This window comes from Corynebacterium sp. HMSC072A02 (assembly GCF_001810085.1).
GTDB lineage: Bacteria > Actinomycetota > Actinomycetes > Mycobacteriales > Mycobacteriaceae > Corynebacterium > Corynebacterium hesseae.
Window position 1 is genome coordinate 392 of sequence record NZ_KV799879.1, and the last position, 20,005, is coordinate 20,396.

Sequence of the window (20,005 nt, forward strand, 5' to 3'; positions counted from 1 at the left end):
GCAAACACGTCGAAGGCCGCGACGGGACCTGCCGAGTCGGCGGGTGTGAACAACCTGCCTTTCTTACCCAGCTTGACCACCGGCACAACTGGGCTGAAGGCGGGCCAACACATCCGAAGAACCTGGCATGCTTATGCCAAGGCCATCACAACATGAAAACCGATGGCACCTTAAAGTACCTGCTGGACCCCTACAGTGGGGATGTTATCTGGCTTTTCGCCGACGGTACCTGGACCATCAACGAAGCAGAAGGCCCCCTGGCACCCAAACAAAAACGGTGGGCGCACACAGTCGCCCAACACATCACCGCCACCAGAAAACGCGTGCGTGAAGAAGCCCAACAGCTCAAACAAAAACTCGACGACTACCACGCACAACAACAAGCCAAAGCCAAGGCCGAAACCAAAGCCGAAACCCAAACCAACACCAACACCGGCGACGAGGACATCCCCTTCTAAAACCTGGGTCGTCGAATCAAACGACGAAAAAGGCGAAAACACCCGTCGATTCAAACGACGACGATGACGAAGAACAGGGGCCTAGCCCTCGTCGAATCAAACGACGACACCACTCCAAACAACCGAAAGGACAAGAACCCAAGAACACACCCACCGTCGAAGAAAACGACGAAGACCGGCGGCCTCCCACGTTTCCGTGAAAGGTCACCGGCTGAGGAGCACTACAAGGTGCAGTTCTGTGCGCTACTTGCGCCCTGCTTCGTAGGCGGCACCAACCTTGTACAGGCGGTCATCCTTGAACGCCGGAGCCATGATCTGCAGGCCGGTCGGCAGATTGGTGTCAGACGCCAAGCCGGAGGGTACAGACATGCCGCACACGCCGGCAAGGTTCAGCGGCAGGGTGCAGAGGTCGAAGTTGTACATCTCCATCGGATCCTCAACCTTCTCCCCCAGCTTGAAGGCCGTGGTCGGCGTGGTCGGGGAAACAAGGACATCGACCTGTTCGAAAGCGCGCTCAAAGTCCTGTGCAATGAGGGTGCGCACACGCTGCGCTTGAAGGTAGTAGGCGTCGTAATATCCGACGGAGAGCGCGTAGGTACCCAGCATGATTCGGCGCTTAACCTCAGGGCCGAAACCAGCAGCGCGGGACAGAGACATAACCTCTTCCGCAGAGTGGGTTCCGTCATCGCCCACGCGCAGGCCGTAGCGCATGCCGTCGAAGCGGGCCAGGTTGGAGGACACCTCACACGGCATGATGAGGTAGTACGCAGCCAGTGCGTCGTCGAAATGCGGGCAGTCGACCTCGATGATCTCCGCGCCCTGGTTCTTCAACTGCTCAACCGCGGCGTGGTAGGCCTCCATCACGCCCGGCTGCCAGCCGTCGCGCTCGAATTGCTTGATCAGGCCAACCTTGACGCCGGAAAGGTCGCCATTGGCGCCTTCCTTAGCGGCGGCGACTACCGGGGCAACCGGCTTATCCACGGAGGTGGCATCAAAGGAATCGTGTCCGGCAATGATCTCGTGCAGCAGTGCGGTATCGAGGACCGTGCGGGCAGTCGGACCTGCCTGGTCCAGAGAGCTTGCAGCTGCGATGAGGCCGTAACGCGACACCGTGCCGTACGTCGGCTTGACACCAACGGTGTTGGTCAGTGCAGCAGGCTGGCGGATCGAGCCACCAGTGTCAGTACCGATACCCAGCGGAACCTGGCCCGAGGCAAGAGCCGCAGCAGTGCCGCCGCCGGAGCCGCCCGGGGTGCGCTCGGTGTCGTAGGGGTTGTGTGCAGGGCCATAAGCAGAGTTCTCATTGGAGGAGCCCATCGCGAACTCATCGAGGTTTGTCTTACCCAGAATCGGAATACCTGCCTCGCGCAGCTTGGTCACCAGAGTGGCGTCATAAGGTGACACCCAGCCCTCCAGCATTTTGGAGGCAGCGGTCGTGGGGGCGTCGGTAGTAACGAGGAGATCCTTGAGCGCCAGCGGCACGCCAGCCAAGGCAGAGGCGGGTTCTTCGCCGGCGTCGAGGGACTTATCGACGGCGTCGGCAGCCGCCAGTGCTTCCTCCGCGCCAACATGGAGGAAGGCGTTGAGCTCGCCATCGGTCTCCGCGATGCGATCCAAGAATGCCTGAGTAACTTCGCGGGAGGTGAGCTCACGGGAGTGAATCTTCTCAGCCAGCTCGGCGGCGGTCAGTGCGGTAATGCCCTCGGTGGGCGCAATGAATTGTGCCATTCTTATTCGTCTCCTCCACCCAGAATCTGCGGAACCATGAAGCGGTCATCTTCAGCTGCCGGCGCTTGGTCCAGGGCCTGCTCGGCAGTGAGGGTGCGCACAATAACGTCCTCACGCATTGGAGCATGTACGGAGTGCGGGTGCGACATTGGCTCCACACCTTCAGCCTCGACCTTGCCCACCGCGGACACCGAGTCCACGATTTCGTCGATCTGCGCGGCGAACTGCTTCAGTTCTTCCTCGCTCAGGGCCAATCGCGACAGCTTTGCCAAGTGCGCGACCTCGTCACGCGAAATATCAGACACGCGAACTCCATCCTTTTATTCATTGAGACGGTTGATAGCTAAGCACCCATGGTACTGCACAGCTGTTGCCGCGCCACCACCACTCCTCCCCTAAGTGAAGCTCATACTATTGAATAGTATTCGACAGGTTGGGTAACATCGATCGAGTTAGAAAGCCAAATATCCCCTCCCTACTTATTCACCTTCCCCAGAAAGAACGATATGTCGTACCTCGTCCGTGTCCTTCTCCCTGACACCCCCGGCAGCCTTGGCCTCCTTGCCAACGCGATGGGCAGCATCGAGGCAAATATCCGCTCCGTCGACATTGTGGAGAATTTCCCCGACGGTACGGTCATGGATGACATCGTCTTGGATCTCCCCCAGTCCACCATGGCGGATGAGATCATCACGGCAGCACAGACCGTGGAAGGAGTCGAGGTCGACTCCATTCGCCCCTTCAGCGGTCGCGTTGACCGCCGCGGGCAAATCCACGTGCTGGCCAAGGTTGCCGCACAACGCAACGTGACGGCCGCAATGAGTGAAGTCTGCGCCGCCATCCCCAAGGCGCTGACGTCCAATTGGGCCATTGTCATCGCGAACGACGAGAACATCAGCCGCATCGCCGCGTCGGACGCCGCGCCTGCCGACGACGGCTCGATCCCCACCGACCTCAACATCACAACGGCTCGCGTGCTCAACCCTGAAAAGGACACGTGGATTCCGGAATCCTGGACGCTCATCGAATCCGCGCTGGCCGCTGCTCCCCTCGTGGGAACGAACTACGTGGTGGTGATGGGCCGCGTTGGTGGACCCGATTACCTCGCCTCCGAAGTTGAGCACTTGGGTGACTTGGGTGCCATCTTGGGTGCGTTTCTTACTTAGCGGGCAAGCAACGAGTTGAGTCCCGCGGCGACATCGGGGACCACGTGGTCCACCTCTTCGGTGATCTGCGTTCCCGGGAACGTGAAGGACTCGGTGGCGATAGAGTGCATCGAGAGATCATTGAAGCTATCGCCGAAGGTGTAGAGTTCAGCTTTTTCGTGGCCGAGATGATCAAGCAACCGCGTCAAGCCCTCACCCTTGTTATGGCCAGGTGGCATGATGTCGTAGAAATCGCAGTTAAAGGATGATTCGACGGCACAATTCTCGCGGACCCACTCGTCCACCTCGCGGCGCAGCTCAGGGTTGCCAGGGATCCACAGGGACAACAACACAGTGCTGCGCTTGGCGACGTCCCCCGGATCCACCACTTCCGTATTCGCCACCATGGAGGACTCGCGTCCTGCGAGGCCATCCCACGCTACCTGGTCGGCTCCAGACAAGCCTGTGAGGTAGATATTCAACGGCAGGCCGGTGAAACGAGCGACAATGGACTGCACAACCTCACTCGGCAGATGCTCCTCGTGCAGGATGGAATAGTCGCCGCCGGTGATGACTGTCCCGTTGTAGAGCACGTGGTAGTCCAGCTCCACGCCGAAGGGTTCGAGTGTGTTGCGCGCATTGGCGATGGACTTGCCCGTCGCGGAGACGGCCAAGTTGCCTGCGGCACGCCACTCAGCGATGGCTTTTTGTGTGGCCTCTGTTATGTCTTCGTTGACGTAAACAGTGCCATCCATGTCTAAAGCCGCAATCTTCATGAACCGTAGTGTATTAGACCTTCAAAGGCTGAGTCCACAACCGCTGAGCACGCCTTGTGGATGTCGGGTTGCGCCCAGGGGAAGGTGAGGGAGACGTCGGCAAGCGCATGCATGGGCAGGTCATTGTGCCCGTCCCCGAAGGTGATGAGCTCAATGTCAGAGCGCTCAACTTCCAGGTGACGAAGCAGCCAAGTCAAGGCAAAGCCCTTGTCGTGACCGAGCGGCATGATGTCGAAGAAGTTGCGGTTCATCGCGGTACCTACCGGAAAGCGGTCCGTGACCCACTGCGCGATCTTCCTCTGCAGGTCTGGGTTGCCCGGGGTCCAGGCGGCAACAAGCGGGAAGACCTCTTCCTCAATGCGTGACGGCGGGACCGGCACGGGCTCACTGATGATGGGGTTGTGCACGCCCGCCACGTTGCGCACGAGGTAGCCGTCCGGGCCTGTCAAACGTGTGCAATAGAGGTCGAGCTTTGGTGTGTCATGCACCCGCTCATACACGGCACGAACCACCTCGGGCGGTACATGGTTTTCGTAGAGCAACTCATAAGAGCCATCCATGATGACGGTGCCGTTGCAGAGCAGGTAGTAGTCAAAGTCAACGCCAAAAGGCTCTAGTGCACGCCGAGCAGAATGAGGAGACTTGCCCGTGGCCACGACAGCAAGGTTGCCCGCAGCGCGCCAACCGACAATCGCCTCCGGCACGTCTTCGGGCATGTGCCCATCAAAGTAGATAGTGCCGTCCAGGTCGAAGGCGGCTAACTTCATGCCTCGCCCGTTTCAAGGAGGCGGTTGAAGCCTTCCTCATCCAAAATGGTCAAGCCAAGGTCGCGGGCCTTCTGTTCCTTTGAACCGGCGTTTTCTCCGACGACGACATAGTTGGTCTTCTTCGACACCGACCCGGAGGCCTTGCCACCACGGGAGATGATGGCCTCCTTAGCGGAATCGCGACTGTAGTTCTCTAGGGTTCCGGTCACCACCACGGTGATTCCCTCCAGCGTTTGCGCGGGCTTATCGCTGGATGCTTCCTCCATGGTCACCCCGGCGGCGGTCCACTTCTGCACGATGTTGTCGTGCCAGTCCACCTCGAACCATTGCTTAAAGGATTCCGCGATGATGCCACCCACGCCATCGGTATCCGCCAGCTCCTCCACCGATGCTGCGCGCAGCGCCTCCATGGAGCCGAACCGCGTGGCTAACGCACGCGCGGCAATGGGGCCAACGTGGCGGATGGACAGCGCTACGAGCACTCGCCAGAACTCAGCCTGGCGGGCGGTCTTGAGGTTCTCCAGCAGCTTCTTGCCCGAGGCGTTGAGCGCGCCCTTCTGGGTGGTGTAGACCGAGGATTTAAGGAGTGCTTCTTCATCGAGATCAAAGAGGTCCGCCTCATCCTTGAGCACACCGGAGGAAATCAGATCCGCAGCAGCCTTCTCCCCCAGCTCACCAATGTCGAGCGCCTTGCGGGAGGCCAAATACTCCAGACGCGCCGCCAGCTGCGCTGGGCAGCTGCGGGTATTCGGGCAGCGCCAGTCCTGGTCGCCTTCCTTCTGCGGAGCCAGCTTCGTACCGCATGCAGGGCAGTTCTCCGGGAAGACCCATTCGGTCTCGCTGCCATCGCGCTTGTCTAGAACGGGGCCGAGAACCTCAGGGATGATCTCGCCGGCCTTGCGGATGACAATGGTGTCCCCGATGAGGACGTTCTTGTTCTTGACCTCGAACTGGTTGTGCAGGGTGGCCATGGAAACCCTCGAGCCGGAGACAAAGACTGGTTCCATGATGGCGAAAGGCGTCACGCGCCCGGTGCGACCGACACCGACCTCAATGTTGAGCAGCTTGGTGGTGACCTCCTCCGGTGGGTACTTATACGCGATGGCCCAACGTGGCGCACGTGAGGTCGCGCCTAAGGAGCGCTGGCTGGCCAGGTCATCGACCTTGATGACGAGACCGTCCATCTCGAAGTAAGCATCGTGGCGGTGTTCCTCCCAGTAGGTCACGCGCTCTTGAACCTCCTTGGCGGTGGTGACCCGCTGGGTATAAGGCGACACCGGGAATCCCCATGCCTCCAAGGCCTGGTAGGCGTCGTGTTGCGAGGCTGGTTGGAATCCTTCGCGCGCGCCGATGCCGTGGCAGACCATGTGGAGCCGGCGCTTCTTGACGTCCTCCGGGTCCTTCATGCGCAGTCCGCCCGCGGCCGCGTTGCGGGGGTTGGCAAAGGTGGGCTTACCATCCTCGCGGCGTGCGGAGTTAATTTCCTCAAATTCATCCGGGCGCATGTACACCTCGCCGCGGACCTCTACCAGGGAGGGAACCGGGTATTCTTCGCTGCCCGTCAGCTCACGTGGGATATCGGGAATAACACGCGCATTAGCAGTGATGTCCTCACCCACGCGACCATCACCACGCGTGGCGGCCGTGGCAAGCTTGCCGTCACGATAGACCAAATCGATGGACAAACCGTCAATCTTGAGCTCGGTGAGATAGGCCTTTGCCGGCGTGCGGTCCAGCCAATCCTGCAATTCCTCGGCGCTAAAGACGTTGTCCAAGCTGTACAGGCGTTCCAGGTGCTCAATGTCAACGGCGCCCTCCGGGGCAGCGCCCACCTGCTGGGTAGGCGAATCCGGGGTCTGCAGCTCTGGGTGTTCTGACTCTAAGGCCAGCAAGCGCTGGAAGAGCGCGTCAAAGTCCGCATCCGGAATCGATGGCTCACCGTTGTAGTACAGCTCGCGGTGCTTGCGCACTTCTTGGGCAAGCTCGGACCATTCGCGTTGGATATCTACTGCATCACTCACGAGTCACTAGTGTAGCGGGGCTACCGGACACAGCATGTACCAGGCCAAACGGCCTATCCACGCCACAAATATGACATCGGCAGCGCACATAGTTTGTCCCCCAAGGGCTGCACATAGGGAATCGGAGCCAAGACAAATCCTCCACGAAAAAGGGGCCCTAGTTTCTCGCTCAGTGCACGCAAATGCCGAACCTGTCCTGCCTTGACTGTCGCACCGGATTTAACCTCAAGCGCAGCGATGCTATTGTCGGCGAATTCGATGACAACATCCGCTTCCATCCCGGCACTATCACGCCAGTGGAGCAGCTGATGCTGGTTTTCAGCCCAACCCTGCTGGGCAGAAAGCTCCTGAAGGACAAACCCTTCGACCAAGTGCCCTAGGTGCGACTGCACCAGCGGATTCATGAGCATGTCTCGAGTTTGCCCCGCTAACCAGGAAGCCAGACCGGAATCAGTGACCCAGCTTTTGGGCTTGGAGATTTCTCGCGACGTCAGATTTGATTTCCATGCTTTCACCTGTGAGGAAAGAAACAGCCTTGACAATGTATCGAGGTAGGAGCGGACAGTGGACGCTGGGATTTCCGCTTCACGTGCGAGCTTCGCCGGAACTAACTCCCCCGCCTGATGTGCTGCGAGTAGTCGCAACAACGATTGCAACCTTCCCGGCTGTGCGCTTTCCCGGGATAGGGTTTCTTCAATCACCGTGACATGTGAAACATAAGACTCGAACCAAGCTCGGCGCATACGATCTTGCAGATCTAATGCAACCGGATAGCCGCCCTTCAGCACTTTGTCCACCAAGCCAGCTCGATCTACTTGTTCCGTAGGAACCGAACGCACAGGCAATCCGAGGAGCTCATCGAGCCTATCTACAAAGGCGCCGTCACTGACCGTTTCACAAATTTCTTGTTGGCTCAGTGGGTGCAAATGGAGATCAATAATTCTTCCTGCAAGGGAATCCTTCTTACCTACTCCCCGGGCAAAATCTGAGGAACCGGTAATGATGAATCGACCTGGCCGGCGGTTCCTATCCACCTCAGCCTTTAACGGCAGGGTGAGCTCGGGAAGCCGCTGGATTTCATCAATAATCAGCGTTGCGTCACCGCCTTGCTGCACAAAGGTCGTCGGATCTTCCTCCGCTAGTGAAAGGGCTGCGGGATCATCGAGCGTTACATATACCGCACGTTCAAGGCCGAGATGCCTTGTCAACGTCGACTTGCCAACCTGCCGTGCGCCCGTGACGTGGACAACGGGAGAGAAGGTCAATGCTTCTCGGGCAAAACCTTCCATGCCGCGCCTAATATACCGTTCCATAAATAACACTCTACCTGCAGTTGGTCATTCTGCAAGGGTTCGTCCGTCATTCTGCAGCTGTTTGTCCGTCATTCTGCAAGGGTTCGTCCGTCATTCTGCAGGACTTCCACAGTGCATGTCCGAGCCGGGCGCTAGAGTGTTGTCCATGAACTTCGACGCCACCCGTATGCTCTCCTTCGACCTCGAGACCACCTCCGTAAAGCCCAAAGAAGCCCGCATCGTCACCTCTGCCCTGGTTCGTATCGACGGGCGCGAGGTAGATAAGCGGGAGATGCTCGCTGACCCAGGCGTGGAGATCCCCGAGGAGGCCGCCAAGATTCACGGCATCACTACTGAGAAGGCCCGCGCGGAGGGTCGCCCGCACGACGAAGTCCTCAAGGAGACGGTCGATGCCATCTACCAGGCCTGGGAGGAAGGTCTTACGCTCATTGTCTACAATGCCTCCTACGATCTCTCCGTACTGCGCGCGCTGACCGGGGATTTCACGGTCAATGGTCCGGTATTCGATCCTTTCGTCATCGACCGGGTGAAGGACAAGTGGCGCAAGGGCAAGCGCACCTTGGAGGAGGTCTCCGCCCACTACGGCGTGGAGCTGAGCAACGCGCATGAGGCTACTGCCGACGCCCTCGCGGCCGCCCGCGTCGCTTGGAAGCAAGTGCGCCAGCACTTCCCCGAGCTAGCACAGATGGACACCAACGAGCTCATGGAATACCAGGCCGTCGAGTGGTACAAGGACCGCGAGTCCTTCAAGAAGTACCTGGAAGGACGCGGTCGGGATGCCTCGGATGTCTCCACCGCGTGGCCGATGATTTCTTAACTCCAGTACCCAATCCTCAACTAATCCTTGCCAGGTTTCTAGATTTCTGGAATTCTAGAAACCATGGACACAACAGTCGAAGCACGCCTCGCCGAGCTTGAAGCGCGCGTCGCCGCGCTCGAGGGGCGCACGAACACTGCCGACGCCAGACCTACACCCACCACCACTGAAGAAGACTCGACCTACTGGCTGGTCGACGCCCTCGCACCCAACGAGCAGCTTCCCGACGGTTCCGTCATCTTTGGCGGCAACATAAACGTCGGCAAGCGCTCGTACGCCTATCAATGGCAGCGCCCCACCACGTTCGTTACCGATGAGAGCTGGGCGGAGAATCTCGAGCGCCTCTCCGCGCTGGCCCATCCCGTCCGCGGCGAAATCCTCCGCCGCCTCCTCGCCGCACCCGCCACCGCCGCCGAGCTTGTCGAAGAAAACATCGTCTCCTCCACTGGCACCGCTTACCACCACTTGAGCGCTCTAACTCATGTGGGCTGGACCACGAAGTCTGGCGGCGAATACTCCATCCGCCCGCCCCGCGTCATTCCCCTGCTCACTATTATCACCGCAAGCGAGGACCATTAATGCGCAAAATTGTCTTAGCCGTTATCACTGCTATTGCCGTTGCCGCCGTCCTGCTTGTCGCAGGCCCACAAAGGATTACGCTGGCACAAGACAAGACTGGCGACGAAGCCCTAGCCACCCAGCTGGAACAGCACTCAGAGTCCGGCTTCCACAACCTCACCGCCTTCACCCTCCAGGACGGCAAGGCCACTTTCGCAGGACTGGGCAGCGACGAGCACACGGAGGTCGAAATTGGCTCCGTCACCAAGATGTTTACCGGCGAGCTAGCCCACCAGCTCGTTGAAGAGGGGAAGCTGAGCCCCGACACGACCGTCGGCGAAGTCCTCGAGATTGGCGATGCACCCGTCGCCGACGTCACCGTAAGGGAGCTACTCGACCACACCTCTGGCCTTCCTCGGCTGGCCAGCAACGATGTTCTAGGCAGCCTCATTTCGGCCATTACCGGCGCCAACCCTTATGAGGGCGAAACCACCGAGGACATCATGGATGCAGCCACGAAGTCTAAGTTGAAGGGCCGCGGCGAAGAGTCCTATTCCAATCTTGGATACGGACTCTTGGGCCACATGGTGGAAACCGCCGCTGGACAGCCTTATGAGCAGATGCTCAAGGAGCGCATCTTCAAACCGGCCGGCATGACGGAGACCTACCTCATGACGCCGGGCTCTGTGCCTGCCGACGCTCCACGCGGCCTAACCCCCACCGGCCGCCACGCTGAGCCGTGGGAGATGGAAGGCTCCGCACCCGCGGGAGCGATCCGCTCCACGGCGAGTGACATGGCCAAATTCGCTGAGTGGTTTATGAAGAACGGCGATATCGACTACGGCTGGCAGCCTCCCAGCGAGGACAATGTTGGGTACTGGCACAACGGCGGCACCTACGGTTACTCGACCATGCTCATCATCGATCCGGAAACCAAACGCGCCGCCTTCGCCAACAACGATTCCCTCGCCGGCACCGAAGACCTTGCCCAAGCTCTATTCGACGAGCTCGCATCCTAAGGAGTAAGCATGTTCCTCACCGTAGCGCTCGCCGTCATCACCGCTTCGGAGCTCTGGGCCGCATGGAAGGCCCTGCGAAAGCCCCTTTCCACGGCAAATCGCCTCGTCACCGCAACGATTGCGATCCTCGCCATACTCTTCATCGGCTACGTCATGCCCTGGCATACCTCGGTCAGTTTTGGCTGGTGGTACGCCCTTGTCGCAGCCTGCTCGCTACACATCGGCGCGGTAGCTTGGCAGGCCGTGCAGCCTTCTAGCCACGCAGACGCTGGTCAAGAAGCTCCCGTACGATAGCACTATGAGCTCCTCCCCTACCTGCACCGTTGAAATCCCAGACGTAGACAGTACAACCATCGCAACTCTTCAACACCGCGCCGCTAACGCTGGTGTTTCCCTCGAAGACTACGTGCGCAACATCCTCACTATGGCCGCGTCATCCCCATCCACTGCCAACAGAAAGCCCATCGAAGAAAAGGCGGCCAAACTCTCCCGTCGTGCACCTATCGATATGAAGGGAGACTTCGACGTCGTCGCCGCAATCCGCGCCGGACGAGACGCATAGAGGACTAGGGAGATCGTTGGTCTCTCTAGTCGACACCCTCAGAAAAGTCTCCCAAATCTCCACCTTTATAAAAGTCTCCCAAATCTCCCAATACTCTAGGATGAAGCTATGTCCCCGCACGAGAATCCCTTCCGCCCCACCTTCGGCGTTCCACCGCTATTCTGGGTCGGCCGCACGGCAGTGCTCGACACCTTCCGCGCAGCGCTTGACTCCCAACCAGGCAGCCCGGGCCGCTCGCTCATCATCAGCGGCGCCCGCGGTATCGGCAAGACGGTCCTGCTCAACGAGATAGAAGATATCGCCTCTAGTCGCGGGTGGATCACATTGCGTGCCTCGGGACGCAGCTCCATGGTTGACGAGCTCGTTGACACCACCATCCCGCGCATCATGGACAAGCTGGCCCCGGCGGACAAGCACAAGGTCAACCGCGTCGGCATTGGTGGTGTGGCAACCATTGGCATCCAGCACAACACTGAGGAAGCCTACAAACCCACGTTGAACACCCGCCTGCGCGAGCTTTTAGGCATGCTCAAAGGCACTGGCGTGCTGTTGACCATCGACGAGGTACAGGACGCATACGCGGAGGACCTAACTTCCCTGGCCGTGACCTACCAAGACTTGGTGCGCGATGAGCTCGATGTCGCTATTGTCGCCGCGGGCCTTCCGCAGGGAGTCAACCGACTGCTGGACCTGCCGGGCGTGACCTTCCTACGCCGCGCGCAAAGGTTCGTTCTGGGCCCGCTCTCCCCCGCGAACGCCGAGGTGGCCTTCACCGAGACCGCCGCACAGTCCGGGCTTGAATTCACCGATGATGCGGTAGCAGCGGCGGTGCGTCTGTCGCGCGGCTACCCCTACATGGTGCAGCTGGTGGGCTCACTGGCTTGGAGAAAGGCGCAGCGCGAGGGTGGGAGCAGTATCGAGGAGAGTGACGTCGCAGCGGTGTCAGCCGAGGCTATCTCGGTTTTGGGTGCCCAAGTCCACCAGCCTGCTACCCTTTCGCTTCCACCGGCCCAGCGCCTCTTCCTCGAGGCGATGAGCGCGGTCATGGAGGACGGTACGGCAGAAATCAAGAACATCGCCGCGCACCAGGACCGGACGGTGCGGTCCTTGTCGGCCACGCGCCAGCGGCTTATCGACGCCGACCTCATCGAACCCACCGCCCACGGCCAGCTCCAGTTCGTCATCCCGTATATGGAGTCTTTTTTCACCGCGACGGATAGCTTGGGGCGGGTTGACTAAAGGTCACCGGCATCGCGAGTGAGGATGCCGGCGGTCTCGGTAACCGAGCGCAGGGATCTGGCGGAGGCCTTGACGGGATAGACGTCGAAACGGTCGACGAGCAGGTCGCGCGGCATGCCGATGCGGTCGAGGTGCTGGGCCAACGCGATAGCCTCCGCGCGGGCATCGGAACCTTCAATGCCCAGACCAATCCGGTGGCCCGCGTTAAGGTGTTCGCCCAAGCCATCAAGGTGACGCGGGGTCTCCAGACCGCGGAAATCCGTGAGGAAGGTCGTGGCAGCAGGCGCTAGCGACCACAGCGGTGGGGCGTGTAGGTAGTCTGCTTCGAAGGATTGTAGGAGGTCGAGCGCGACCTCATCCGGGACCGCCGGGATGGTATCGAAATCTGTGGTGCCAGGGACGCGGCCGGCGATGATATCGGCAAGCAGGGGCTCGTCGAGCTGGACGACGACCTCCCCGTGGAAGCGACTAGCGACGTCCTCGGCGTGTGCATGGAGGCCGTGGCGGAGGGCGTCGGCAAGCTCGGTGAAGGCCCCGCGGTCGGTGAGCACGCGGTGACCATCGGAAAGCTCAATGCTCGCCGCAAGCGACCAGGGGCCGAGTGCTTGCACCTTGACGCGAGGCACGGTCTCGCCCCAGACTTCCTGGACCTCGTCGAGGTCGCGTTCCAAGCGGTCCCACGTGCGGCGGGTCAGCAGCTGCGGGCGCGCAGTCATGCGCCACGAGCGCGGGCCGCGGTCGATGGAGATGGCCTCCAGCATGCTGGCCGTGCGGCCCACCGCGTCGGAACCGAGGCCACGCTCGGGCAGCTGCGGGATGGCAGGAAGTTCGGTCTCCCCCATGATGATGTCCGCGGCCTCCGCCATGGAGGTGCCGGGCATGGGGCCAAGGGCAAATCCCGTCATCCGTTCTCCTTCCCGAATGTTTTTCTTCTAATACCGAATCAAAGACTACTGCGACATCTATAATGCAATTCACAAACCACTAAGTCGCAGATAGTAAAGGATACTCCCGTGGCACTTGAACAGTTTTCTGGCTGGACCTTCTATTCTCCTTGCGAGATTCCGAGCGATATTTCGTCAGTTCTCGCAGCCAACGAAAAGCCCATCTGCGCATTTAAAACTGTCCGAGACGCAGCGGTCTTCACTAGCCACCGATTGATTATCCGAGATTCTCAAGGTCTCACTGGAAAGAAAGTCGAAATCTATTCTCTCCCTTACTCCTCCATTAATATGTGGTCGACGGAGAATGCAGGGAAGCTCCTAGACGTAAATGCTGAACTGGAGCTCTGGACACGAGCTGGCCACTTCAAAATCAACATCGGGCCCAAAGTCGATATTCGGGCACTCGATCGACTCATCGCTGACTGCGTGCTTCGCTAAAGCTACTCGGTTCCGCAGATGGTGCCGGAGCCCAGGACAATATCGCCTAGCTCGTCCGGGCTCGGTAGGTAAAGCACGGCAGCCTGGCCACGAGCCACGCCGGAGAGCGGCTCCTTCAGTTCCAGCGTCATGCGGTCGGCTTCGCGGTCCACGTGAGCGTGGCAGGGAACGACGGAACCGTGGGCGCGCACCTGCACCTCGCAGTCGAAGTCACCTTCCATCGCGGGGTGCAGGTACTTCAGGCGGTCGGCCTCGATACGGGTCACGGCCAGGTCTGCGCGCGACCCGACGGTGACGGTGCCGGTGGCCGCGTCGATGTCGGTGACGTAGCGCGGGGAGCCGTCGGCAGTCGGCGTCTTGATGTCCAAGCCCTTGCGCTGGCCGATGGTATAGTTCCACGCGCCATCGTGTTCCTTGAGCTCATTGCCCTCGGTGTCCACGATCATGCCTGGACGCAGGCCGATGGAACGACCCAGGAAGGCCTGGGTATTGCCGTCCGGGATGAAGCAGATGTCATAAGAATCCGGCTTCGCCGCCGTGGAGAAACCATGGCGCTTGGCCTCCTCGCGGATTTGCGGCTTCGGGGTATCACCAATCGGGAAAAAGCAGTGGTCCAGCTCTTCCTTGGTAATAACGCCCAGCACATAGGACTGGTCCTTATTCTCATCCAGGGAGCGGCGCATGTAGCCGTCGTCATCGATAGTGGCGTAGTGGCCCGTGGCCACCGCATCAAAGCCGAGTGCCATGCCCTTGCGCAGGAGAGCTGCGAACTTGATCTTCTCGTTGCACCGCAAGCAGGGGTTCGGGGTCTCGCCGCGGGCGTAGGAGTCAACGAAGTCACCAATAACGGCTTCCTTGAACTCCTCGGAGAAGTCCCACACGTAGAAAGGAATGCCGAGCTTGTCACAAATACGGCGGGCATCGGCGGAATCCTCCAAGGAGCAGCAGCCGCGCGCCTTCTCACGAGTCTGCTGCGCATCCTTGTGCAGGGCCAGGTGCACACCAATGACCTCGTGGCCCGCCTCCACCGCGCGTGCGGCTGCGACCGAGGAATCGACGCCGCCGGACATGGCTACCAATACTCGCATGCTTTCCCCTTCTTCCTTCTTTCGTCCACTTAGGCTAGTCGCGGTGTACCCCATACCCCAACACACTGAACTCACGCTCTATTCCCTAAGCTAAAAGGCATTATGGGAAGAAAGCGCAACAAGACCGATTCAATCGCGGGCACCTACGAGATTTCCACGGGGGAGCTTGTCGTCGAAGCCGACCCGTTCCGCGATGGCGCCTTCATCTTCAACATCAACGGCGTACCCTCCTCACACCTCATCCCCGAAGAGCCACGCACCCTCGAATTCGAGTACATGCGTTGGATTGCTGCAGCGGTAGAAAACCTAGCGCCTGGCAAGCGCCTGCTCCACCTGGGCGGCGGTGGCTGTTCTCTCCCCCGCTACTTCGCAGACCTGTGGCCGGATTCCCACAACACGGTGGTGGAGCTCGACGCGAAACTGGCCGAGCTCATCCGTGAGCTAGTCGATATCCCTGCCGCTCCCCGCGTGAAAATCCGCGCCGGTGAGGCACGCGCGGTGACGGAAGGCTTCCCTCCGAATCGCTTCGACGTCATCATCCGCGACGTCTTCGCCGGCGCCGTCACGCCGGAGCCTCTCACCACCCAAGAGTTCTTCCAGCACGCCCACGCCACGCTCACTCCGGGCGGGCTTTACGTTGCCAACTGCGGTGACCACTCCGACCTGCAAGGGGCGAAGGCAGAACTCGCCGGAATGGCAGAAGTCTTTGCACACGTCGCCGTTATTGCCGACCCTCCCATGCTCAAAGGCCGGCGCTACGGCAACATCATCCTCATCGGCTCAGACACCGAGCTGCCTGGCGACGGCTCCCCGCAAGCCGCCGCGCTTGCTAAACCACTGCTGTCCGGTGCGGTGCCCGCGCACTTCCGCGACGAGTCCTGGACCCGCCGCTTCTTTAAGGGGGCTAATCCGCGCCACGACGCCCCATCACCGCGTAGCGATTAACGCAGACTATTGAGCAGATCCGCCACTTGCTTGGAGTCGAGATTCGGCACCGCAACGCCTGCGGCGTGACCCGCACTGCGCGCGGCGCGGTCGGCGTTCTCCACGTCCTGCTGGCTGACATTATCGGCATCAACATCCTGCAGGTGCTGCGCATTGTCCAAGAAGATGGCCAAGTCACCAACGCTAGCGTCATTGTTGGACATGTCTTTGAGGTCATCGGCGCTAATAACGCCGTCGTTAAGCAGCTTTTCCGCTTGCTTGATAAGACCGGTCGCATCGACATCGAGCCCCGCGTTCTTGGCGGCATCGGCGACGGCCGGCACGGCCACAGCACCCGCTGCCAGAGCCAGGATTCCAGCGATCAGCACGCCGGCGTCGTCGCCTAGGTCAATACCCGGGATGACCATGTCATCCAAGATGCCGCCGAAGTCGATGTAATTGCCACCGGAGAAGGACTGCAGCTGTGCCTCAGTACCGTTAAAGAGGTTCATGTCAACATCGGTTTCGATACCGGCAACGCGGCCGCTGCCGGAGCGCTGCCAGAAGGCCAACTTGTCCCAGCCTCCGACTGGGTCCGGCGCGGTGTCCTGGTAGGCGGCCAGCCACAGAGGGTACTCGGAGAAGCGTGTGGAATTGCCCATCTGGCCCATCCAGAAGTACTTGTAGGTGTACAGCATCGGCGTGCGGCCGGTTAGGGTCTTCACCTCAGTCATGAAGGTGTCGATCCACTCCTCCAGCTGAGCAGTGCTCAGGCCCTCATCGACCTCAATGTCGAGCACCGGCGGCAGGGTTTGCGTCGGCACCAGTGCAATCTGGGAGGCGAAGCTGGCCGCCTGCTGCTTGGCATCACCAGCCGGGCGCGCATAGTGGTAAGCGCCGACCTTCAGTCCAGCAGCTGCGGCAGCATTGGCATCGCGTACGAAGTGGTTGTTAACAAACCCAACGCCTTCAGTGGCCTTGACGAAGGCATAGGACTGCCCATCGGACTTCACGGCATCCCAATCGATTCCGCGAAGGGACGCGTGGTTATTGCCGGAAACATCCACACCAGAAGGTGCGGTGGACGGGATGGCAACGGCGGTGGATACGGACAGTGCCACGGCCGCTACGGCAGTAACGGCGGCGGTAACAAGGCGACGTGCATGGCTCATGCGCGCCACACTACCGCTTTAACAACATCAGTCACAGATGCAACACGCGAAACTTTAAACTCGTTTGCCACAGTTTTAACACCATCACCAACGCCGTCCCGATAAACCGGTGCAGCGAAGGAACGGGCAACGCTTGGCGACGCCCCTCCGAAAGGTCCGGTCATCAGGACTAAGGGCTTCAACAGAATTGTCAGCAATCGGAAGACTGGAGCCGCTCCAGTTATGTGTGTCGCTTTTTGACCGGATAAACCTTGTGCTCCGGGTCATACCAGAGCACACGAAACAGGCTTCCTGAGCGGAACCCCCACAACCGGCAGGCACCACTCAATCTAAAACGGAAGACTCGTTCTTCATTTTGGTCCAGCTGTCGTAGTCGATTCTGCGCAGCTTTACTCAATTCGTTTATTGCGTGATCATGGTTGCGTCGGTGCCCCTTGGATCCTTCGTTTTCACACTCCGCCCAAGTCTTCTTAGTTAGATCATCAAGGAACTTTAGTAGTTCCACTGTCTCGTTGGCACTCAAATCCCACCGGCGCCCGTCACCAGCACCGGGAACTTCGTCTATCTCCCTAGCCGTCCAACGAACTAATTCGTTCTTATATGAGGCATCTAGTGTTGCGCTCACCGGAACCTTTTTATCGTCAGCCGTGGCAACCAGCGGTGGCACGTACTTTCCACCAGCGTTATTCCTTTGGCGCGCAAGCTTCTTTTTCTTACGCTTTCCGCTGCCCATCGTTATGCGCTAGCCGCAGATTGCATGGCACTGTAAAAGTCTTGCATAACCTCTAGGCTGACTTCGTTCATAGAGGGAGCGCCATCGGCAACGCCCACGCGCGCCTCGCGCCACGGACGTTCATTATGAGACAAATCGCTCAGCTGCTGACCGTTCAAGTGACCATAAGCAGCTAAGACTGCATCAATGGTGTCTTTCTCATCTACAGTTAACTGAGTAGAGTCACCGGGAAACATGTCAGTGCTCGCAGTGAATTCTCCGCGGTGGCACTTATAAAGGTCACGGCAAACAGGACCGTTAGCCCATGCCTCTATGCGGGAATTGAACAAGGGCTTTTCATCCCACACGAGACTCCATGCTTGGGCGTAGTAAACGAGCTTCTGGAGCTTCATAGTGCTTACACCAGAATCAACGTTTTCCAGAATGTAACGAGCTACATCGTTGACGCGCGCCATATCCAGCTCCTTTCGCCCTTGTCCTGGTGCATGTTTCTACCCTTCACTTTCTATTATCCACCAGACTGCGCGTGCACCAACAGATACACGAGAAGTCTCGTGTGCGTCCCCCCATCAGTGTGGCATAGGCAAAGAGCCTACTCGCTTTACAAACACCACTTGACTCCTTATTACCATACATCTGGCGGACAAATTTGGCTCCCGACTACTTGGAATTCAATCCATCCACAATCCGTACCGTCTCCATGGCCACGCGCACGACTTTCCCGATCAGGTCCACGATGTAGCGCGGATTGCCTACCTCGTCGGCCCAATCGTTCGGGTCATTGACGATGCCCGAAGCCTTGTCTTTCTTGACCTGGTATCGGTCAATCAGCCACGCGACTGCCGAGCGCGAGCCCAGCATGTACTCGTCAGCTTCTTCCGGAATGCCAGCAATGGTCACGCGCTTGTTGTAGATCAGCTTCCTCACGTCATTGACGTTCTTACCGGTCTCCGGATCCTTGCGCTTGGCCCACTTCATCTTGAGCACTCGCCACGTCTCACGGTCGGACTCATCGCCCTTGACCTGGATATCTAGAGGCCACGGCTCGACAGATTCGTAGTTGACGTGCAGATCCATCAGCTCTTGGCCAGCAGCAGCAAACTTATCGAACTCCACACGCGTACTCGGTGTTTCAATATGCGGCAGCATCTTCTTCAAGTCAGCCGCGTACTTCGTGCGGTAGACAGGGTCATGCAGCTTGCCGTAGACAAAGTGGAAGATGTCATCACCCGTGATGTCCGCTCCCAGCACATAACGATAGAGAGTCTTAATCTCATCAGTGATGTTGTCCACGCGCACGTAGCCGTCGATGACTTCACCAATCGAGCCGTAGACGCTAGCTTCGCCTTGCTTAACGACGCCTCCCTCACCGAACAGCCCACCGTCGTCAGCTTCGACGGCGGCCCAGGTGAAGCGTGGGGAAGTACTGTGATGTAGCAATAACATGCAGGTCTGGAAGAAGTTCAGTAGCAAGCACGGACGACTCAACTGATTCACCCGCACCAACCGCGACAAAACCTATATTTCGGTGCTTCGGAGTCGGGAACAGCGAAGGCAGCCGATACGTCATGTCATTGAGCGACGGCTCAAAATACACCCGCTTCTTGGTGAACGGGCGATACTGCGACGCGTAGATGCGCTCCTGCCGCACAGATATTTCGGTACCCTTTGCAGCCAAGTTTTTGAGTGTGCGATTCCATGACGCCTTTGTTGTATTTGCGTATTGTGGATGCGCTTGCAAGAAAACCGTTACATCTTTTTCTTGAGGCTTTGTGATCCCTTGCTCGCTCAGCCACTTTCGAAGTGAAGCTGTTGCCTCAGTGTATGTACCAATCAAGACTCCCAGCTTAGAGACCAGTTGGCCGTCGGTTTGGGCATAGGCCCATGTATCTCGACCGGTTTTCAAACCGGCAGAAAAGACGTCGAAAACCTTTAGTGAACCACCCGCCTTTTCACCAATAACTGGCCAGGTTTCAAACTCCTCCGAACGTTGATTCAGCCAGTCGCCAACCTTGTTCGGCGTGATTTGTTGCCATTCCATGTTTTCCACGGTTGAGTTTTCAACGATCTCAAGTTTCTCTGTCGCTGAGAGGTAGTCGCCGATGTCTCGGTAGTGCAGGTCAAAACCATGCTTCGAAGGATCCTTCACACCAATCGTGATGGCCACGGTATTGCGGGACCCCGAGCCAAAGACCTTTCCTCCTTCTTTACGAGATTGCTCGCCCGCTGTTCGCTGGTTACCGCGAAGGTTAAGCACATAGAGATCCGTGAAATCCTCGGCCATCGAAAGACGAACCCCCCCC

At 59.1% G+C, this 20,005-nt stretch carries 21 protein-coding genes and 1 pseudogene; 10 read left to right on the forward strand and 12 right to left on the reverse strand.

From position 1 onward, the window contains the following. A partial coding sequence (locus HMPREF2698_RS12125; protein ID WP_141748959.1) for an HNH endonuclease signature motif containing protein occupies positions 1-458 on the forward strand: 458 nt, incomplete at its 5' end. Between the two features lie 243 nt (positions 459-701). On the opposite strand, the gene gatA is transcribed toward HMPREF2698_RS12125, so the two are convergent. Then, positions 702-2,186: an Asp-tRNA(Asn)/Glu-tRNA(Gln) amidotransferase subunit GatA gene (gene gatA / locus HMPREF2698_RS12130; RefSeq protein WP_070565038.1), complete on the reverse strand. Its 1,485-nt coding sequence runs from the start codon at positions 2,184-2,186 to the stop codon at positions 702-704. Between the two features lie 2 nt (positions 2,187-2,188). Further along, positions 2,189-2,491: an Asp-tRNA(Asn)/Glu-tRNA(Gln) amidotransferase subunit GatC gene (gene gatC, locus HMPREF2698_RS12135; protein WP_070525257.1), complete on the reverse strand. Its 303-nt coding sequence runs from the start codon at positions 2,489-2,491 to the stop codon at positions 2,189-2,191. Between the two features lie 201 nt (positions 2,492-2,692). On the opposite strand from gatC, the gene HMPREF2698_RS12140 reads away from it, so the two are divergent. Then, the gene (locus HMPREF2698_RS12140; RefSeq protein ID WP_070525255.1) at positions 2,693-3,352 is read left to right on the forward strand and encodes an ACT domain-containing protein; all 660 of its coding nucleotides are present in this window, start codon (positions 2,693-2,695) and stop codon (positions 3,350-3,352) included. Here HMPREF2698_RS12140 and HMPREF2698_RS12145 read toward each other — a convergent pair. The 4 genes from HMPREF2698_RS12145 to HMPREF2698_RS12160 are packed head-to-tail and all read right to left on the reverse strand — an operon-like array spanning position 3,349 to position 8,208. Then, positions 3,349-4,107: an HAD hydrolase family protein gene (locus HMPREF2698_RS12145; RefSeq protein WP_070525254.1), complete on the reverse strand. Its 759-nt coding sequence runs from the start codon at positions 4,105-4,107 to the stop codon at positions 3,349-3,351. The genes HMPREF2698_RS12140 and HMPREF2698_RS12145 overlap by 4 nt on opposite strands. Beyond that, positions 4,104-4,874 carry an HAD family hydrolase gene (locus HMPREF2698_RS12150; protein WP_070565040.1) on the reverse strand — a complete coding sequence of 257 codons (771 nt, stop codon included), beginning with the start codon at positions 4,872-4,874 and terminating at the stop codon, positions 4,104-4,106. Before HMPREF2698_RS12150 ends, HMPREF2698_RS12145 begins: the two co-directional genes overlap by 4 nt. Next, positions 4,871-6,895 carry an NAD-dependent DNA ligase LigA gene (gene ligA / locus HMPREF2698_RS12155; RefSeq protein ID WP_070565042.1) on the reverse strand — a complete coding sequence of 675 codons (2,025 nt, stop codon included), beginning with the start codon at positions 6,893-6,895 and terminating at the stop codon, positions 4,871-4,873. Before ligA ends, HMPREF2698_RS12150 begins: the two co-directional genes overlap by 4 nt. Before the next feature lie 53 nt (positions 6,896-6,948). Beyond that, entirely contained in the window at positions 6,949-8,208 is a 1,260-nt protein-coding gene (locus tag HMPREF2698_RS12160) for an ATP-binding protein (protein ID WP_070565045.1), read from the reverse strand. A 145-nt stretch (positions 8,209-8,353) separates the two neighbouring features. On the opposite strand from HMPREF2698_RS12160, the gene HMPREF2698_RS12165 reads away from it, so the two are divergent. From HMPREF2698_RS12165 to HMPREF2698_RS12190, 6 genes are all read left to right on the forward strand, one after another. Next, complete coding sequence (locus HMPREF2698_RS12165) at positions 8,354-9,025, forward strand: 3'-5' exonuclease (protein WP_070565048.1); 672 nt, start codon at positions 8,354-8,356, stop codon at positions 9,023-9,025. A gap of 63 nt (positions 9,026-9,088) precedes the next feature. Continuing rightward, positions 9,089-9,604, forward strand: a complete 516-nt coding sequence (locus HMPREF2698_RS12170) for an ArsR/SmtB family transcription factor (protein WP_070565051.1) — start codon at positions 9,089-9,091, stop codon at positions 9,602-9,604. Continuing rightward, on the forward strand, positions 9,604-10,602 hold the full coding sequence (locus HMPREF2698_RS12175; RefSeq protein ID WP_070565054.1) for a serine hydrolase domain-containing protein: 999 nt from the start codon (positions 9,604-9,606) through the stop codon (positions 10,600-10,602). The genes HMPREF2698_RS12170 and HMPREF2698_RS12175 overlap by 1 nt, the downstream gene beginning before the upstream one ends. 9 nt (positions 10,603-10,611) lie before the next feature. After that, entirely contained in the window at positions 10,612-10,896 is a 285-nt protein-coding gene (locus HMPREF2698_RS12180; RefSeq protein WP_070531130.1) for a hypothetical protein, read from the forward strand. Between the two features lie 4 nt (positions 10,897-10,900). After that, complete coding sequence (locus HMPREF2698_RS12185) at positions 10,901-11,164, forward strand: FitA-like ribbon-helix-helix domain-containing protein (protein ID WP_070565057.1); 264 nt, start codon at positions 10,901-10,903, stop codon at positions 11,162-11,164. A gap of 108 nt (positions 11,165-11,272) precedes the next feature. Beyond that, a complete protein-coding gene (locus HMPREF2698_RS12190) occupies positions 11,273-12,403 on the forward strand; it encodes an ATP-binding protein (protein WP_070531133.1) in 1,131 nt (376 codons plus the stop codon). Here the strand turns inward: HMPREF2698_RS12190 and HMPREF2698_RS12195 are convergent. Further along, positions 12,400-13,308 (reverse strand): uroporphyrinogen decarboxylase/cobalamine-independent methonine synthase family protein, encoded by a 909-nt coding sequence (locus HMPREF2698_RS12195; RefSeq protein ID WP_070565060.1) that lies wholly within the window; start codon positions 13,306-13,308, stop codon positions 12,400-12,402. The two genes, HMPREF2698_RS12190 and HMPREF2698_RS12195, sit on opposite strands and share 4 nt — an antisense overlap. A 108-nt stretch (positions 13,309-13,416) precedes the next feature. Here HMPREF2698_RS12195 and HMPREF2698_RS12200 point away from each other — a divergent pair, with 108 nt between their 5' ends. After that, positions 13,417-13,785 (forward strand): PH domain-containing protein, encoded by a 369-nt coding sequence (locus tag HMPREF2698_RS12200; protein ID WP_070565063.1) that lies wholly within the window; start codon positions 13,417-13,419, stop codon positions 13,783-13,785. A 2-nt stretch (positions 13,786-13,787) separates the two neighbouring features. On the opposite strand, the gene mnmA is transcribed toward HMPREF2698_RS12200, so the two are convergent. Further along, on the reverse strand, positions 13,788-14,873 hold the full coding sequence (gene mnmA, locus HMPREF2698_RS12205) for a tRNA 2-thiouridine(34) synthase MnmA (RefSeq protein WP_070565066.1): 1,086 nt from the start codon (positions 14,871-14,873) through the stop codon (positions 13,788-13,790). A gap of 102 nt (positions 14,874-14,975) precedes the next feature. Here mnmA and HMPREF2698_RS12210 point away from each other — a divergent pair, with 102 nt between their 5' ends. Then, positions 14,976-15,818 (forward strand): spermidine synthase, encoded by an 843-nt coding sequence (locus HMPREF2698_RS12210; protein ID WP_070531139.1) that lies wholly within the window; start codon positions 14,976-14,978, stop codon positions 15,816-15,818. Here the strand turns inward: HMPREF2698_RS12210 and HMPREF2698_RS12215 are convergent. From HMPREF2698_RS12215 to HMPREF2698_RS12225, 4 genes and pseudogenes are all read right to left on the reverse strand, one after another. Then, complete coding sequence (locus HMPREF2698_RS12215) at positions 15,815-16,969, reverse strand: glycoside hydrolase family 25 protein (RefSeq protein ID WP_070565072.1); 1,155 nt, start codon at positions 16,967-16,969, stop codon at positions 15,815-15,817. The two genes, HMPREF2698_RS12210 and HMPREF2698_RS12215, sit on opposite strands and share 4 nt — an antisense overlap. Before the next feature lie 220 nt (positions 16,970-17,189). After that, positions 17,190-17,702, reverse strand: coding sequence for a hypothetical protein (locus tag HMPREF2698_RS13485; protein WP_144269113.1), 513 nt, complete (start codon positions 17,700-17,702; stop codon positions 17,190-17,192). A 2-nt stretch (positions 17,703-17,704) separates the two neighbouring features. Then, positions 17,705-18,157 carry a Panacea domain-containing protein gene (locus tag HMPREF2698_RS12220; protein WP_070565069.1) on the reverse strand — a complete coding sequence of 151 codons (453 nt, stop codon included), beginning with the start codon at positions 18,155-18,157 and terminating at the stop codon, positions 17,705-17,707. Positions 18,158-18,362: 205 nt separating this feature from the next. Beyond that, a pseudogene (locus tag HMPREF2698_RS12225) lies at positions 18,363-20,005 on the reverse strand (type ISP restriction/modification enzyme); the annotation flags it as partial.

Excerpts from the sequence above, each read along its gene's own strand:
- HMPREF2698_RS12140 (WP_070525255.1), top strand. The coding sequence starts at position 2,693 with ATGTCGTACCTCGTCCGTGTCCTTCTCCCTGACACCCCCGGCAGCCTT.
- HMPREF2698_RS12220 (WP_070565069.1), bottom strand. The coding sequence starts at position 18,157 with ATGGCGCGCGTCAACGATGTAGCTCGTTACATTCTGGAAAACGTTGAT.
- mnmA (WP_070565066.1), bottom strand. The coding sequence starts at position 14,873 with ATGCGAGTATTGGTAGCCATGTCCGGCGGCGTCGATTCCTCGGTCGCA.
- HMPREF2698_RS12165 (WP_070565048.1), top strand. The coding sequence starts at position 8,354 with ATGAACTTCGACGCCACCCGTATGCTCTCCTTCGACCTCGAGACCACC.
- HMPREF2698_RS12190 (WP_070531133.1), top strand. The coding sequence starts at position 11,273 with ATGTCCCCGCACGAGAATCCCTTCCGCCCCACCTTCGGCGTTCCACCG.
- HMPREF2698_RS12195 (WP_070565060.1), bottom strand. The coding sequence starts at position 13,308 with ATGACGGGATTTGCCCTTGGCCCCATGCCCGGCACCTCCATGGCGGAG.
- HMPREF2698_RS12175 (WP_070565054.1), top strand. The coding sequence starts at position 9,604 with ATGCGCAAAATTGTCTTAGCCGTTATCACTGCTATTGCCGTTGCCGCC.
- HMPREF2698_RS12185 (WP_070565057.1), top strand. The coding sequence starts at position 10,901 with ATGAGCTCCTCCCCTACCTGCACCGTTGAAATCCCAGACGTAGACAGT.
- HMPREF2698_RS12170 (WP_070565051.1), top strand. The coding sequence starts at position 9,089 with ATGGACACAACAGTCGAAGCACGCCTCGCCGAGCTTGAAGCGCGCGTC.
- HMPREF2698_RS12150 (WP_070565040.1), bottom strand. The coding sequence starts at position 4,874 with ATGAAGTTAGCCGCCTTCGACCTGGACGGCACTATCTACTTTGATGGG.
- HMPREF2698_RS12160 (WP_070565045.1), bottom strand. The coding sequence starts at position 8,208 with ATGGAACGGTATATTAGGCGCGGCATGGAAGGTTTTGCCCGAGAAGCA.
- HMPREF2698_RS12210 (WP_070531139.1), top strand. The coding sequence starts at position 14,976 with ATGGGAAGAAAGCGCAACAAGACCGATTCAATCGCGGGCACCTACGAG.
- gatA (WP_070565038.1), bottom strand. The coding sequence starts at position 2,186 with ATGGCACAATTCATTGCGCCCACCGAGGGCATTACCGCACTGACCGCC.
- HMPREF2698_RS13485 (WP_144269113.1), bottom strand. The coding sequence starts at position 17,702 with ATGGGCAGCGGAAAGCGTAAGAAAAAGAAGCTTGCGCGCCAAAGGAAT.
- HMPREF2698_RS12215 (WP_070565072.1), bottom strand. The coding sequence starts at position 16,969 with ATGAGCCATGCACGTCGCCTTGTTACCGCCGCCGTTACTGCCGTAGCG.
- HMPREF2698_RS12145 (WP_070525254.1), bottom strand. The coding sequence starts at position 4,107 with ATGAAGATTGCGGCTTTAGACATGGATGGCACTGTTTACGTCAACGAA.
- HMPREF2698_RS12180 (WP_070531130.1), top strand. The coding sequence starts at position 10,612 with ATGTTCCTCACCGTAGCGCTCGCCGTCATCACCGCTTCGGAGCTCTGG.